We start from the raw sequence: 13,205 nt of genomic DNA on the forward strand, positions 1-13,205 counted from the left end.
AAGGCATCCGCCTCACTGCGAACCTCTTCCGCAACGAACTCCCCACTTCCTGCTGCGCCTGACAACAGACAGCCACCCACATCGACCCGCCGCCAGGACGGGGGCACTTCAAACCGTCACCCCGGGGCCAAATCAGGTTGACAAAGTCACTTGTTGCCGCGATCACGCAGGACTGGCTGCAGGTAGGTGTCGCGGTCTGAACCGAGAGGGGTGCGCCCGGTCGGGGCCGTTTGGATCGCTGCCGCTACGTCAGAGTCCGAAGGCTCCGCCGCTGACGAGGATCACGATGCCGAGGCCGATGAGAACGATGGGGAAGAGGATGTGCTCCCAGCGTTCGAGCACTTCGGCGATCGGGGGGCGGGTGGCGACGAACTTTGCCAGGGCCCCCAGGACCGCGACGAGCGCGAGGAAGACGATGCAGTAGGCGACTACTGCGAGAGGTTCCACGCTGAGGAAGACAGGGGTGTAGACGCCGATGTTGTCGCCGCCGTTGGCAAGGGTGACGCCTGCGACTGTCCACACGCCGACCTTCTTGCCGGCAACCTTGGCCTCGTCGTCATCGTCATCATCGTCTCCGCGCCAGGCCTGCCATGCGGCCCAGAGGCCGAGGCCCAGAGGGATGAGACCGAAGTACGGGATGGCTGCCGAGGGCAGGAATGCTCCGGCACCGATGGTCACCAGGACCGCGGCACCGAGGATGCCGGCGAATCCGAGGTACTGGCCGGCCAGAATGCGGGCGGTAGTGCCGCGCTGGCCTGCCCCTCGCGCGAAGAAGAGGGAGAGCACGATGATGTCGTCGATGTTGGTCGCTGCGAACAGGCCCATCGCCTGCAAGACCGAGGTGAGGATCATGCGCCCTCCCCAGCTGCGTCGCATCCGGGAAGCGAGCAGGCGGGATCGATGCACGGGGCGTCTTCGTCCACTGCCAGGGTGGCATCGACCAGTGCCGTCAGCGCCTGCGCCAGGTGCGAATCGGCGATCTCATATCGTGTCCGACGACCCTCGGGCTCGGAGACGACGATCCCGCAATCGCGCAGGCATGCCAGGTGGTTGGACACGTTCGGGCGTGTCAGGTCCAGATCTCGGGCCAGTTCCGCCGGGTAAGCGGGATGGTCGAGCAGGGTCAAGATGATCCGGGATCGAGTGGGGTCGGCCAGTGCACGACCCAGGCGGTTCATCACGTCGAGACGCGAAGCAATAGTCAGCATGGACTGAACTATACAGCGCGCACTGAACACTCGGTCACAGGCGTCAGCCCAGATCGCATGCCCGTAAGGGGATCCTCATACGGGCGGTGCTCGCTCACGGCTCCGCATCGTGCATGAGCGCTGCGTTGAGGGCGCAGTCCATCGGGAGGAGACGTTGGCGTGTCGACACATCATGGGCGCCATACTCCACGCCGCCGGGGATAAAGGCGAGTTGCGAGTGCACTGCACGTACGAGTGTCACGGTCCTTGGATCCAAAGAGAGCCATGAGTGTGTGCGCGGCCGGCATGGTCGCGCGCCGAGGTCGTGGTCTCCGCCAGGTTGGCTAATGCCGCACCATGGCACTGATCGCGCGCACTGGGGTGCGCTTGACGGGGGATCGCATGCGACGTATCGCTCTGCCTGTTCTCGGGCTGTCTACACTGCTTCTTGTCCCTGGCTGTGCCACGAGTGCTACGCCTGATGTAGCTTCGGATGCCATCCAGGAGCCGGCTGCGGCGCCCGTTGAAGAGGCGCCGGTCGCCGCGACGCCGGTGAACGTCACCGGCACCATGTCGATCCCCGACCGGGTCGGCGACTTCGTGCTCGTCACCACTGCGATGGCCGACGAGCTGGAAACGGCGGGTCTGGACTGCCTGAGCCTCGGTGGCCCCTGGTGGAAGGAAGGTGACTACGCTTACAACCCGCCACGGCGCGCGTTCCTCGAGTCTTCCTACGTCGCGGACTGGGACTCCACACTCTCATCGTCATCATGCACGGATGCCGAAAAGACGACTATCTCGGTATACGTCACGGACTATCAAACGGATGCGGAAGCCGCCGCGGATCTCTCCCGTGCTCAGACGAACTACACGGATGGTGCTGTGCAGTGTACGACCGGTGGGGTGAACCCGCTGTGCGCCATCCAGAACGGCAAGTGGGTCGTCTCAGCCGTGGCACCCAAGAGCGCGGACCTGTTCGGGGACCCAAGCGCCGCAGCCGCCCGGACCGCACAGCTTCTGAAGGAGTTGAACGCCAGCATCACCTTCTGATCTTTGGCAAGGTCTGGTCGGTGATGGAGCCGTTGATGCCAATGTCAACTGCTCGTGGTCTTGAACGGATCACCGGCTCGCTGTGGAGGGATCCCGCTACGGGAGCTGCGCGTATGGCGGGGGTAGAGCGTGCACCGAGGTCACGGCGCAGACGACCGGCACAAGCCCTCCACCGCAGCCGAGTCCGGCTGTTCGCGTGTCTGCTGTAGCTTTTTGCCATGCGTGGGAGGAGCGTGAATGGGCGAGCTTGACGACATCATCAGAGAACGCAAGACCGCAAGCGCCGAGCGGGAACGGCTGGAGATCCACGGACACGCTTGGGCGATAGCCACACCCCATGGCGCCTATGACGGGCTCCTCGCTGAGTTCGTCCCGCGTATCCCTGTGAGTGCCGGGCTACCGGGCTACCAGCTATCCGCCGGGCGCACGACGATCCACACGGAGATAGAACGTCCTCGCGGTCTGGCGCTGCTTGAAAAGAAGGACTCGCCACAGCAGTGGCGCCGACGCGCCTACCAAGCGATGCTTGCCGAGCGCAGCGGGTTCGCTCGCATCCTCGAGATCGGAGGCGACTGGGAGGACCCATACTTCCCGTTCGTCTACATCGGCGGTCGCTGGCATCCGGCAGAGACGGTCGCCGGCTATGGCAAATCTGACGCCTGGCAGAGCGAGCACAGCCGACAGCAGGCCGCGCAGTACTTCGCCGAGTTCGTATCGCACGGAACCCACACCACCACTCAGCGATGACGGTATGACGGAGGGTCGCTCGGTGCGGCTATGGCGCTATCGGCCAGAGTCGCCTCGAGCACCGATCCCGTTGCGGGGCACTGCGCTAGAGGTATAAGGACGGGCTTTTGCGCTCGGTCCGCGTCGCTCTCAATACTGTCTCTCGGATCGGGCGTGTCCACGACTGTCTGAAGAGCGAAAGGGGAACTGCGATGGCGATACTGATCAGGCGGTCGAGTTCGTCGTGCAGGACCTCGACGCCGGCATCGAAATCGACGCGCTTGCGCCAACCCTGGGACGGATCATCACCCGCCGGGGAGTCGCCGGTTCCGGACATACAGCAGGCCGGAGTGTAAAGGTCACGAGCGGCGATCGAGCTCATAAGGCGATCTCGCCCGTGAGCACCATCACGGCACCGCCCTTGGGCACACTGATGGTGGCAATACGGTTGGCGTCGACTGTGAGCGTGTAGCCGTCGACGACGGCGCGGCGGAGGCCGTCCTCGAGCAGCTCGATTGGTGCCGCTCCCGTGCGCACGATCTCGGTGTCGATGTATCGGGTGGGGCGCGCTTGTCCGCGCTTCCATGCCGGCACCGGGCTCGGCTGGCCGATGAGGTGCTCGAACTCGGGCGATTCGATTCCCTCGAACACGACGCGACCCTCGTCGTCGCGCGAGTGACTGGTGACGTTATAAGCCGAGACGACCTTGTCCTGGTAGACCCCGAGAATCACGTCGCCGAAGCGGTCAATCGCCTCTTCAGTCACTCCGGCCCAGGCACTGAGTGTTACGGCATCGAGATCCGCCTGTCCGAGTTGGACGCGCGGGTAGCTGCGCTTGAGATTCACAACGATCATGATGGATCCTACTTTCAAGAATGTATCTGCTTCATAGAAGCATGCGACAGGCCGATCGCTCGCGTCAAGTAGAATCTTCAATCGAATTAGAAGCTGTATTTTCCTGTCACCGAGATGTGACGAGACTCCCCCCTCCGCGCGGCCGCATGCTCAATCGGGACACCCTCTCAACTGCACACGCGGCATCCTCTTGCGGGCAATGCGCGATCCAGGGAGGTCGCGTACGCGCGGAGACGCGCGCGATTAGGGCCCCGTTGCTACCTGCGCCGATCCATTCGGCGAGCTGATGGCTGACGAGGAGACGCGTGCGACAGCGGGGAACTGGAAGCCCGTTCGGAGGGAGCGTTGACGTGCCAGGGCCCGGGACCTTGGTCCCGCATCCCCGCCACAGCGAGACGTAGCTTGGAATTGTAGATACCCGCCGGGGGTATAGGTGGTGATCATGCAGGGGAGGGGCACGGTCCCCGTGAGGAAGAAGTGGTGTGCTGATGATGTGGGATGACGGTGATGGCGGCTACGACATGGGCTTCGGAATGGGCTGGGGTTGGGGTTGGCTGTGGGCTGTTCTCATCCTGATCGGGATCGGGCTGCTGGTGTACGTGGCGGTCCGGCTGAGCACTCGCAGTACGACATCGCCTGCAGCTTCCGCCCCTCCGACGACCGGTGAGGCGTCGCCTGGTCCTGCGGTGTCGTCGGCTCAGCGGATCCTCGAAGAGCGCTACGCGCGCGGCGAGATCGACACGGACGAGTTCAACGAGCGCTCGCGTGTTCTCAGAGGCGGATGAGACGCGCTGCCCGGTCATCACCGGGTCCACGGCGTTCTGAGACCCGCCGGATCATGCGTTGGCCGTGGGCCAGCGGTTGGTCGGCCGAGCGAGGCTATGATGACGACATGCCGAACGGGCAGCAGATGAGCGCGACGTCGAACGCGGCGGGGGCCGGCCAGTCCTGGTCACCCATCGCGTACACGAGCGAGAAGGACTTCCACGCCCTGACCGCCGGACCCGACGGCACCCTGTACGGGCTCTCCACAGATGAGCCTGCTGTGCTGACCAGCACCGACGGCGGTTCGACCTGGACGGCAGCGGGCGCGAACATCTCCGCGTACGCGCTCACTGTCGACGACACCGGCACCGTCTACGCCACCACCCCCGGCGGGGTTCTGTTCAGCGTGGACGGGGCGGCCACCTTCGCGCCCGTGACCGATGCGCCGGCGCTGTATCTGCTGTCGGCATCCCCCGACCACTCGACCCTGGTCGGAGTCGACGCCGAGGGCACCATCTGGACGAGCGCGGACGCCGCCGTATCGTGGACCGAAGTCGGCAGTGCGGACGGCCAGGCGCAGGCGGTCGCTCTCACCTCGTCGGGAGAGATCGCCGTGGCCGACGACAGCGGGCTCCGGCTCCTCGGCGGCGACCAGTGACCCGGGACCTGCGAGTCGGGAGGCGCACGTGAGCGAGCAGTCCGCGAAGATCAGCCTCGTCGGCTCGGTGGCGCTGGGCACCGGGGTGATGATCGGCGCGGGGATCTTCGCACTCGTCGGGCAGGTCGCCGGACTCGCCGGCGACTGGTTCCCGGTCGCGTTCATCGCCGGCGCCGCCGTCGCAGGTGTCAGCTCCTACGCCTACGCACGGTACTCGAGCGTGAACCCGTCGGCGGGCGGCATCGCGATGCTGCTGAAGGACGCGTATGGCCCGGGCGTGGTCGCTGGGTCGTTCTCGCTGTTCATGTACGTGTCGATGGTGGTCGCCGAGAGCCTCCTCGCCCGCACGTTCGGCACCTACCTGCTGCGACCCTTCGGGCTCCAGGACTCCGCCGTGCTGGTGCCGCTGCTGGGCATCATCGCGATCGCGGCCGCGGCTGTAGTGAACCTCGTCGGCAACCAGCTCGTGGAACGCTCCGCGCTGGTCACCGCGGTCCTGAAGATCGTCGGGATCGCGGTCCTCGCAGCGGCCGGTCTCATCGGTGCGGCCGCCACCGGCGCCGGGTTCTTCTCACACAGCTCCGACAGCGGCGACGGCATCCTCGGCGCCATCGCCGCTGTCGCGCTGTGCGTGCTCGCGTACAAGGGCTTCACGACGATCACAAACCAGGGCGATGACCTGGCACACCCCAAGCGGAACATCGCCCGGTCCATCACGATCTCGATCGTGATCTGCGCGGTGCTGTATCTGCTGATCACTCTGTCGGTGGGTGCGAGCATCGGGGCGTCCGGCGCGATCGATGCCCGCGACTACGCCCTCGCTGAAGCAGCAGACCCGGTGTTCGGCGCGTGGGGCGTGGGCATCACTGTCGCGATCGCGGTGATCGCGACCCTCTCCGGACTGCTCGCCAGCCTGTTCTCGGTGTCGCGCCTGTACGGGATGCTGCAGGAGATGAAGCAAGCCCCCTCCCTGCCGGCGCGGGTGCCGCACCAGCCGCTGCTGATCACTGCCGGGGCCGCGATCATCCTCACCGCGGTACTCGACCTGAGCCGCATCGCGGCACTGGGGGTCTTCCTCTATCTCACGATGGACATCGCCGTGCAGTGGGGAGTGCTTCGCCGGCTGCGCGACAAGATCAACGCGCAGCGCTGGCTACCCATCGCCACGATCGTGCTGGACGTCGCGATCCTCGCCGCGTTCACGATCAGCAAGGCGCAATCCGATCTGCCCACCGTTGCCGTCGCAGCAGGTCTCCCAGCAGTGATCTTCGCCGCGCAGGCCTGGGTCGTAGCCCGCCGAACTCGAAGGGAGACCAGCGATCGCTGACCCCGCACCCGATTAGACCGAGCCGATCGGCACGCGAGAAGGCCCGGATCCCGTGGACGAGTCTGGGACCGTGGATTCGAGGTCGGATGGCCGCCGTTGCGCCGCGTATCGAGATCCTCGCCGACACGCGCGGTCGCGCGTACACTGACGGCGCGCGGCACCCGAGCCCCAGCATCCCCCCATCTGGGGGCCATACACCTCGACTGCTGGTGTGATGTCGCGTGGTGGTACCTTCGCCGACCGGATCCCTGACCCGCGAGACGAGGGGACCGCCTCACCCTGCCAACACCCCCGGGATACGCGCGGGGACAGAGTCACGTCCCGATCCTTCAGCGAACGGCTTGACGGGCTGGCGCCGTCCGTGGCGCCCCATTGGGGTCACATCATGGGCCGCCCAATTCTCCGAACCACGGTGATCGCGGTTGTCGTGTTCGGCTTCCTGTTGCTGTGGGCGTCGGTCGCGTTCAACTGGCCGGCGGCGCAGTGGATCGTGCTGATCGGGTATGTGTTGCTCGCGATCCTCATCACTATTGGGTTCATCCGCCGGAGGCGGCGGCCGCGCCATGCTGCTTCCGAGCTTTCGGCATCCGACGCATACTCGGATATCCAACTCGGGCGAAGCCCGATCACGCACTATCCGCGCGATGAAGCCAGCACCTCCCAGATCGGCGATCCTCCAGGAGATCGCTAGTCACCCGAGCGCGCAGTAGCCGGTCGTCATGCGTGCCAGTCCCGCTTCACGCGCCCGCGCCCGTCGCCCGCGGACGCGGTGTTTTCAGATAGCCCGCCCGATGCGATGCACGGGCAAGGTCCGCCGCGCGGGCCAAGCGACTGTCGGCGTGAGCATCACCCAGTCGAGCAGATTCGGTGCGTGGCGCGGCTCGCAGGGACCAAACTCCGACGCTGCCATAGAGGTGGGCCCCGTGGGGCTCGAACCCACGACCCGCGGATTAAAAGTCCGATGCTCTACCGACTGAGCTAGAGGCCCTCAGCGTCCCAGCCTAATGGGGGAGCGGCGCGGCATCCGTCACTCGGTGCTCTTCGAACTGCCGAAGATGATCCCGAGCATGATGCCGAACGACAGGCCGAAGCCGACACCCAGTCCGATGTTGTCGAGGAACAGTAGCCCCACCATCATCCCGCCGAGACTCCCGATCGCGATCCAGAGGCCGAACGACATCCCGTTCATGTTCTTGTTCGCCATACTTCGACGCTACGGACGGCGGCGACCTGCGGCATCCCCCACACGAGGGAAAAAGAGGCGGCGCCGCCGAAGCCCGCAGAGCTTCGACGACGCCGCCGGTCGAGAAGACCGTGATCACATCGGGGGCATCAGCACCGTGTCGATGAGGTAGACGGTCGCGTTCGCGGTCTGGACGCCACCGCAGATGACGTTGGCGTCGTTGACCATCAGCTCGTCGCCCGAGCCGGTGACCTCGAGGTCAGCGCCCTGAACGGTCGCGTGCGTGCCGACGATTTCATCGGGTGCGATCTGGCCGGGGACCACGTGGTAGGTGAGGATCGACGTCAGCGTCTCGGAGTCCGTCTTCAGACCCTCGATGGTCTCGGCGGGGATCTTGGCGAACGCCTCGTCGACCGGGGCGAAGACGGTGAACTCGTCACCGTTCAGCGTGTCGACCAGGTTGACGTCGGGGTTCAGCTGGCCGCTGACGGCAGCGGTCAGCGTCTTGAGCAGCGGGTTGTTGGATGCCGCGGTGGCCACCGGGTCCTGCGCCATGCCGGAGACCGATCCGGCGCCGTCCGGAACGGCCTCGGCGTAGTCCGCGCAGCCCGGGCCGACGAGGTTGGCGGCGGGGTCCATCGTGTCCTCGGTCATCTCGGGCGAGGGCGACTCCATCGGCTCCTGCGACTCCATGCCCTCGCTGCTGGTGCCACCCTCGGGGGCGGTGCTCGACGAGCAGCCGGCGAGAACGAACGCACCGACCAGCGTCAGAGAGAGTGCTGCGGTCATCTTCTTCTTCGTGCTGAACATGTTGTCCTCCATGTGTTGGGACCGCCCTCTGCGGCGGCGATGTCTGGTCTTCGGAACCACGAGGCAAACGGATTGCACATTTCCCGAGATTCTTTTTCGCGGGTTCTCGCTGGCCCGATGCCGACGGTCACGAAACGCTCTCGATCCCACGTGTCGCCGGGGTTTCAAGCCCCGGCATCCGAGTTCCTCGTCTCCGGGGTGGCATGCTGAGAGGCGATGGTTATCGACGGTGTTGACGTTCCCGACGACGGGCAGGCGGCAGATCACGCCGGCGACCTCCTCGTCCGCATCGCCGACGGCGACCAGGCGGCCTTCGCAAAGCTCTACGACATGCTCTCCTCACGGGTGTTCGGACTGATCCGACGCGTCCTCGTCGACCCGTCGCAGAGCGAAGAGGTGCTGCAGGAGGTTTTCCTCGAGGTCTGGCAATCCGCTTCCTCGTTCGCTCCGAACAAAGGGCAAGGAAGAAGCTGGATCCTGACGATGGCCCATCGTCGGGCCGTCGACCGGGTGCGCTCGTCACAATCGAGCGTGGACCGGGATATGCGTGTCGGAGCCCGGGACGCGTACACACAAGAAGAAGGCATCGCCGAACAGGTCGAGATGAAGATCGAAGGACGTCGCGTCGTCCGCGCACTCCGGTCTCTGCCCGACCCGCAACGCGAAGCCCTGACCCTCGCGTACTTCGGGGGATACAGCCAAAGTGAGATTGCGACGCTCCTCGGAGCACCGCTGGGAACGATCAAGACACGGATGCGCGACGGACTGAACCGCCTACGACAGGAGATGGGGGTGACACTGTGAACGAGAAGGATTTCGCCGAACTCTCCGCAGGGCACGCGCTCGACGCGCTGTCGCCGGAGGACGAACGCGCCTACCAGGACGCACTGGCCGCCCACCCCGAGTGGCAGGACCAGGTCGACGCCGACGCACAGGTCGCCGGATTCCTCGCCGAAGGCGCGGGCGAAGAAGCCCCTCCCGCCGATCTGCGGGCCCGGTTGCTCGAGCAGATCAGTGGGATGCCGCAGGCCCCGGCGCGTGCTGCTGCCGCTGAGCCTGTCGCCGCGGAGCCTGCGGCCGAGTCCGCTCCGGCGGACGAGCCCGTCGTCGCCGGACCGCCGACCGAAGCGATCCAGGCCGTGCAGCGACGCAACTGGACCCGCGGACTCTTCGCGCTCGTCGCATCCGCCGCACTTCTCGTCGGCATCGGCTGGGGCGTCGGATCCCTCGTCGAACAGGCCCGCACGCCCCTCGAGGTGCAGGCGCTGGAGCAGATCGAGGCCGCGCCCGACGCGCAGACCGTGACCGGTCAGTTCACCGACGGCGGCGAGGCCGTGCTGCACTGGTCGGACGAGCTCGACAAGGTCGTGCTGACGACGGATGACGCACCCGAGATCCCCTCGGACCGTTCCTTCGAGCTGTGGTTCATCCGCGGCGACCAGCCGATCTCGGCCGGCGTGTTCGACCCGTCCGACGAGGTCACGGCGCTGCTGTCCGGCGAGTTCGAGCCCGGCGACATCGTGGCGGTCACGGTCGAGCAGAAGGGCGGATCGCCCGACGGCTCGCCCACGACCGACCCGATCATCACGATCCCCACGGCCTGAGCCTCTCGGGTCTCGTCCCCGCCCTGCGGGGTAGCCTGGAGCGATGTTTGACGCGTCCCGCGACTTCCACAAGCCGGTCCGCCGTTCCCCCGACTCGTTCGATCGCAACTTCGCCGCCGACGATCCCGCTGAAGCCAGCCGCGTGGCGCACGCCACGGCATCCGCTCTGCTCTCGCGGGTGCGCGAGGCGCCGCACGACGAGGTCATCGACCGGCTCGTGACCTTCACCGACGCGCACGGCATCGCGACCATCGCCGAGCTGTGGGCGCAGTCGCCCGCCCGGTCGCTGCCGGGCGCGCTGTGGCGGCTGTACCTGCTGCAGCTGATGATCCACGACGACTCGGCGACGTCCGCGCTGCTCTACGAGCGGGGACGCACGCGGCTCGCATCGGCCGATGTCGTCATCGCGGGGGCGCCGACACCGGCAAGCCCCGACGAGCTCGTCTCGCTCATCGACCTCATCATGCGTGGGGTGTTCGCAGGCGACTTCGCGCTCGCCCTCGAGCGGGCGGCGGCGTTCTCGCGCGTCGTCTCGGCCGGCGCGACCGACCTCGCCGACGACTACGACGCGAGCGAACCCGGCCGGGCGTCGCAGTTCACGACCCGCGCGCTGCGCCTCGACACCTACGCCGGCGACCTCACGGCGGCCGCGGCCCTGTGGCGCCGCGACGGCCTCACCTGAGTCGGGGGCCGCGTCGCGGTCGCGGGGAGGAAAGTGCCGGGCCGCAGAACGCCTCTCGGCGCGTGGCCGCTCGCAGCGGCTGAAGATGGAGCCCGGGGTTACTGCGGCCCGGCTAGAAAAGTGTAACGGAGGGGCTCCGCGGGTATTCCAGCCCGCGGGGGATTTCGTTCGGGCCGGGCGTGTCGCGGCGCGGGCGTCGTGCGCGTTCACGGGTGCAACGGATGCCGGGTGACACGCGGCATCCCGTCGCTCTTCAGCGGCGTGTCGCGCACGATCCGTGGCATCCGTCGACACCGCCGCGGACGGATGCCGCCGCGTAGGCTCGTCGCATGGCTTGGCGCTTCGCTCTCATGATCGACCCCGCGGCATCCGACGATGCGCGCACCGACTTCGCCGACACGCTCACCGAGGTGGACCCGTCGGCCCCCGCGCTCACCGTGGGCGAGCTGAGCACGCAGCGCGGCGACGGGATCTTCGAGTCGATCGGCGTCGTCGACGGGCACGCGCAGGAGGTCGAGCCGCACCTCGAGCGACTCGCGCACTCCGCTGAGATCTGCGAGCTGCCGGCGCCGCACCTGGGGCAGTGGCGCGAGGCGATCCGGCGGGCGCAGGCCGCGTCGGGGGAGGGCGAGGCGGTCATCAAACTGATCCTGAGCCGCGGTGTCGAGCACGGTCCGACGCCGACCGCGTGGGTCACGGTGGCGCCGGCCGCGGACTTCACGAAGGCGCGCACCGAGGGCATCGCGGTGGCGGTGCTCGACCGCGGGTACAGCATCGATCTGCCGGGGCGCGCGCCGTGGCTGCTGCTGGGCGCGAAGACGCTGTCGTACGCGGTGAACATGGCGGCGATCCGCGAGGCGAAGCGCCGCGGAGCCGACGACGCCGTGTTCGTGAGCTCCGACGGATTCGTGCTCGAGGCGCCGACCGCGTCGCTGATCATCCGCCGCGGCGACGCGTTCGTGACGCCGGCGCCGAACGGCGGCATCCTGCACGGCACGACTCAGCTGAGCCTGTTCGAGCACCTCGCCGCGCAGGGCTTCGAGACCGCGTACGAGACGCTGCCCGTCTCGGCCCTGCACGAAGCGGATGCCGCCTGGCTTGTCTCGAGCGTACGCCTGGCCGCCCCGATCACCGCCGTCGACGGTCGCCCGCTGGCCGTGGACGCCGAGCTCACCGCATCCTTCAACCGCTACCTCCTCAGCCCCCGCGACTGATCCGGTCGCGCACGATGTCGGATCCCGCGCGCGACACGCCGAGCGGATGCCGCGACGCGCCGCAACCGGCCCATTCCCGTCCGACGACGTGTCAGGGCATTTCGGCGACGGCGGCGAGGATGGCCCGCTCCACGAGGTCCCAGTCGTGGATGACCATTGCATAGTCGAAGCGCAGTGTGCGATGACCCCACAGGGCGGCGTTGGCGTCGCGGACGAGGTCTTTGTGCCGCTGGGAGGGCCCGTCGTGGTTCTCGCGCCCGTCGACCTCCACGATCAGGCGGTCGCCGATGAGCAGATCGACCCGGCCGACGGCGACCACCGACACCTGGGTGCGGATCCGAAGTCCACGTCCTCGCAGGCGGAACCGCACGAGCGATTCCAACCCGCTGTCGGCATCGCTCTGGGCGAAGGCGACGACATCGCGTGCCTCCTGGTCGAGGAGGTCGACGAGCTCGGCGCGATCGCGCGCACGCAGCAAACCCTTCCTGAGCGCGGACTCCAGTGCGACGAAGAACGACTCGAGTCCACGACAGCGCCGGATCTGCCACAGCACGATCGCAAGGGGCGGGATGCCGAAGCCCCGGCGGCGGCCGCCGTCCCAGTGCACGACGCATCCACAGTCCGCGCCGTGGTGCGCACGCCCGTCGCGGCCCATCCACACGTGCGTGGTGCGGTCGTCCTCCAGCACCCACAGGCCCAGGTGGCGCGCGGCCGTGATGCAGGCCAGTGCCCCGCCGTGCTGCGCAGCGACGACGGCCCCGGTGTAGGCGTCGCGGGTCGCGTAGACACCGTTGCGCACGCGGTGCAGCACACCGCGCGTCACCGAGCGATCGATCGCCGATCTGGGAACGCCCGCGGTGCGAAGAGCGGCGAAGGTCACGATCGAGGCGTCCCCACACATGACCTCAGGCTGGGCCCGTCTGCCGTCCCCCGAGCACCCTCCTCACCATTCTTCGCATAGTCGGTCAGGTCGGCCGGATGAGGAGGAGGCTGCGATCCGAGCAGGATGTCGGATGCCGGGCCGCAACACGCCATGCGGCGCGGCGACACGCCGCACGGCGCGGTCCGACGTCCGACCTGGTTCCACACACAAAAGAACGCGCCGGCACGGAACCCGAATCCGTGCCGGCGCGTGGCCTCAGGG

General features: G+C 67.4%; 16 protein-coding genes and 1 tRNA gene. 10 read left to right on the forward strand and 7 right to left on the reverse strand.

Annotation, left to right across the window (positions count from 1 at the left end; genetic code table 11):
• Positions 1 to 249: 249 nt before the first annotated feature.
• Positions 250 to 852 carry a cadmium resistance transporter gene (locus ACPEH2_RS13425; protein WP_363492501.1) on the reverse strand — a complete coding sequence of 201 codons (603 nt, stop codon included), beginning with the start codon at positions 850 to 852 and terminating at the stop codon, positions 250 to 252.
• Positions 849 to 1,208 carry a Cd(II)/Pb(II)-sensing metalloregulatory transcriptional regulator CmtR gene (cmtR, locus tag ACPEH2_RS13430; RefSeq protein WP_006590980.1) on the reverse strand — a complete coding sequence of 120 codons (360 nt, stop codon included), beginning with the start codon at positions 1,206 to 1,208 and terminating at the stop codon, positions 849 to 851. Before cmtR ends, ACPEH2_RS13425 begins: the two co-directional genes overlap by 4 nt.
• 381 nt (positions 1,209 to 1,589) lie before the next feature.
• Between cmtR and ACPEH2_RS13435 the strand changes: the two genes are divergently transcribed.
• Both ACPEH2_RS13435 and ACPEH2_RS13440 read left to right on the forward strand, forming a co-directional pair.
• Entirely contained in the window at positions 1,590 to 2,237 is a 648-nt protein-coding gene (locus tag ACPEH2_RS13435; protein ID WP_359921164.1) for a hypothetical protein, read from the forward strand.
• Between the two features lie 237 nt (positions 2,238 to 2,474).
• Positions 2,475 to 2,984, forward strand: coding sequence for a hypothetical protein (locus tag ACPEH2_RS13440; RefSeq protein WP_359921161.1), 510 nt, complete (start codon positions 2,475 to 2,477; stop codon positions 2,982 to 2,984).
• Between the two features lie 357 nt (positions 2,985 to 3,341).
• On the opposite strand, the gene ACPEH2_RS13445 is transcribed toward ACPEH2_RS13440, so the two are convergent.
• Positions 3,342 to 3,818, reverse strand: a complete 477-nt coding sequence (locus ACPEH2_RS13445) for a hypothetical protein (protein WP_359921158.1) — start codon at positions 3,816 to 3,818, stop codon at positions 3,342 to 3,344.
• A 488-nt stretch (positions 3,819 to 4,306) separates the two neighbouring features.
• Between ACPEH2_RS13445 and ACPEH2_RS13450 the strand changes: the two genes are divergently transcribed.
• From ACPEH2_RS13450 to ACPEH2_RS13465, 4 genes are all read left to right on the forward strand, one after another.
• Positions 4,307 to 4,603, forward strand: coding sequence for an SHOCT domain-containing protein (locus tag ACPEH2_RS13450; protein WP_217532636.1), 297 nt, complete (start codon positions 4,307 to 4,309; stop codon positions 4,601 to 4,603).
• A 107-nt stretch (positions 4,604 to 4,710) separates the two neighbouring features.
• Positions 4,711 to 5,241 carry a WD40/YVTN/BNR-like repeat-containing protein gene (locus ACPEH2_RS13455; RefSeq protein WP_217532632.1) on the forward strand — a complete coding sequence of 177 codons (531 nt, stop codon included), beginning with the start codon at positions 4,711 to 4,713 and terminating at the stop codon, positions 5,239 to 5,241.
• Positions 5,242 to 5,269: 28 nt separating this feature from the next.
• Positions 5,270 to 6,568: an APC family permease gene (locus ACPEH2_RS13460; RefSeq protein ID WP_217532630.1), complete on the forward strand. Its 1,299-nt coding sequence runs from the start codon at positions 5,270 to 5,272 to the stop codon at positions 6,566 to 6,568.
• Positions 6,569 to 6,953: 385 nt separating this feature from the next.
• Positions 6,954 to 7,259: a hypothetical protein gene (locus ACPEH2_RS13465; protein WP_215487871.1), complete on the forward strand. Its 306-nt coding sequence runs from the start codon at positions 6,954 to 6,956 to the stop codon at positions 7,257 to 7,259.
• 224 nt (positions 7,260 to 7,483) lie between these two features.
• Here ACPEH2_RS13465 and ACPEH2_RS13470 read toward each other — a convergent pair.
• The 3 genes from ACPEH2_RS13470 to ACPEH2_RS13480 form a co-directional block, all read right to left on the reverse strand.
• A tRNA-Lys gene (locus ACPEH2_RS13470) sits at positions 7,484 to 7,556 on the reverse strand.
• Positions 7,557 to 7,595: 39 nt separating this feature from the next.
• The gene (locus ACPEH2_RS13475; RefSeq protein ID WP_359921154.1) at positions 7,596 to 7,772 is read right to left on the reverse strand and encodes a hypothetical protein; all 177 of its coding nucleotides are present in this window, start codon (positions 7,770 to 7,772) and stop codon (positions 7,596 to 7,598) included.
• A 114-nt stretch (positions 7,773 to 7,886) separates the two neighbouring features.
• Positions 7,887 to 8,561 carry a fasciclin domain-containing protein gene (locus ACPEH2_RS13480; RefSeq protein WP_359921151.1) on the reverse strand — a complete coding sequence of 225 codons (675 nt, stop codon included), beginning with the start codon at positions 8,559 to 8,561 and terminating at the stop codon, positions 7,887 to 7,889.
• 216 nt (positions 8,562 to 8,777) lie between these two features.
• Between ACPEH2_RS13480 and sigK the strand changes: the two genes are divergently transcribed.
• The 4 genes from sigK to ACPEH2_RS13500 all read left to right on the forward strand — a co-directional run bounded on the left by sigK (position 8,778) and on the right by ACPEH2_RS13500 (position 12,061).
• Positions 8,778 to 9,365, forward strand: coding sequence for an ECF RNA polymerase sigma factor SigK (gene sigK / locus ACPEH2_RS13485; RefSeq protein WP_359921149.1), 588 nt, complete (start codon positions 8,778 to 8,780; stop codon positions 9,363 to 9,365).
• The gene (locus tag ACPEH2_RS13490; protein ID WP_359921146.1) at positions 9,362 to 10,165 is read left to right on the forward strand and encodes an anti-sigma factor; all 804 of its coding nucleotides are present in this window, start codon (positions 9,362 to 9,364) and stop codon (positions 10,163 to 10,165) included. Before sigK ends, ACPEH2_RS13490 begins: the two co-directional genes overlap by 4 nt.
• A 43-nt stretch (positions 10,166 to 10,208) precedes the next feature.
• A complete protein-coding gene (locus tag ACPEH2_RS13495; protein WP_359921144.1) occupies positions 10,209 to 10,847 on the forward strand; it encodes a DNA-directed RNA polymerase subunit beta in 639 nt (212 codons plus the stop codon).
• A gap of 329 nt (positions 10,848 to 11,176) precedes the next feature.
• Positions 11,177 to 12,061, forward strand: a complete 885-nt coding sequence (locus ACPEH2_RS13500; protein WP_359921141.1) for an aminodeoxychorismate lyase — start codon at positions 11,177 to 11,179, stop codon at positions 12,059 to 12,061.
• 91 nt (positions 12,062 to 12,152) lie between these two features.
• Here ACPEH2_RS13500 and ACPEH2_RS13505 read toward each other — a convergent pair whose 3' ends face one another.
• Positions 12,153 to 12,962: a DUF559 domain-containing protein gene (locus ACPEH2_RS13505; RefSeq protein ID WP_423718887.1), complete on the reverse strand. Its 810-nt coding sequence runs from the start codon at positions 12,960 to 12,962 to the stop codon at positions 12,153 to 12,155.
• Positions 12,963 to 13,205 lie beyond the last annotated feature (243 nt).

The sequence above is a fragment of the Microbacterium sp. NPDC064942 genome (genome assembly GCF_049545525.1).
GTDB lineage: Bacteria > Actinomycetota > Actinomycetes > Actinomycetales > Microbacteriaceae > Microbacterium > Microbacterium gawkjiense.

Bases quoted from the DNA above. Each gene is read 5' to 3' on its own strand.
- ACPEH2_RS13425 (WP_363492501.1), bottom strand. From the start codon at position 852: ATGATCCTCACCTCGGTCTTGCAGGCGATGGGCCTGTTCGCAGCGACC.
- cmtR (WP_006590980.1), bottom strand. From the start codon at position 1,208: ATGCTGACTATTGCTTCGCGTCTCGACGTGATGAACCGCCTGGGTCGT.
- ACPEH2_RS13435 (WP_359921164.1), top strand. From the start codon at position 1,590: ATGCGACGTATCGCTCTGCCTGTTCTCGGGCTGTCTACACTGCTTCTT.
- ACPEH2_RS13440 (WP_359921161.1), top strand. From the start codon at position 2,475: ATGGGCGAGCTTGACGACATCATCAGAGAACGCAAGACCGCAAGCGCC.
- ACPEH2_RS13445 (WP_359921158.1), bottom strand. From the start codon at position 3,818: ATGATCGTTGTGAATCTCAAGCGCAGCTACCCGCGCGTCCAACTCGGA.
- ACPEH2_RS13450 (WP_217532636.1), top strand. From the start codon at position 4,307: ATGATGTGGGATGACGGTGATGGCGGCTACGACATGGGCTTCGGAATG.
- ACPEH2_RS13455 (WP_217532632.1), top strand. From the start codon at position 4,711: ATGCCGAACGGGCAGCAGATGAGCGCGACGTCGAACGCGGCGGGGGCC.
- ACPEH2_RS13465 (WP_215487871.1), top strand. From the start codon at position 6,954: ATGGGCCGCCCAATTCTCCGAACCACGGTGATCGCGGTTGTCGTGTTC.
- ACPEH2_RS13475 (WP_359921154.1), bottom strand. From the start codon at position 7,772: ATGGCGAACAAGAACATGAACGGGATGTCGTTCGGCCTCTGGATCGCG.
- ACPEH2_RS13480 (WP_359921151.1), bottom strand. From the start codon at position 8,561: ATGTTCAGCACGAAGAAGAAGATGACCGCAGCACTCTCTCTGACGCTG.
- sigK (WP_359921149.1), top strand. From the start codon at position 8,778: ATGGTTATCGACGGTGTTGACGTTCCCGACGACGGGCAGGCGGCAGAT.
- ACPEH2_RS13495 (WP_359921144.1), top strand. From the start codon at position 10,209: ATGTTTGACGCGTCCCGCGACTTCCACAAGCCGGTCCGCCGTTCCCCC.
- ACPEH2_RS13500 (WP_359921141.1), top strand. From the start codon at position 11,177: ATGGCTTGGCGCTTCGCTCTCATGATCGACCCCGCGGCATCCGACGAT.
- ACPEH2_RS13505 (WP_423718887.1), bottom strand. From the start codon at position 12,962: ATGTGTGGGGACGCCTCGATCGTGACCTTCGCCGCTCTTCGCACCGCG.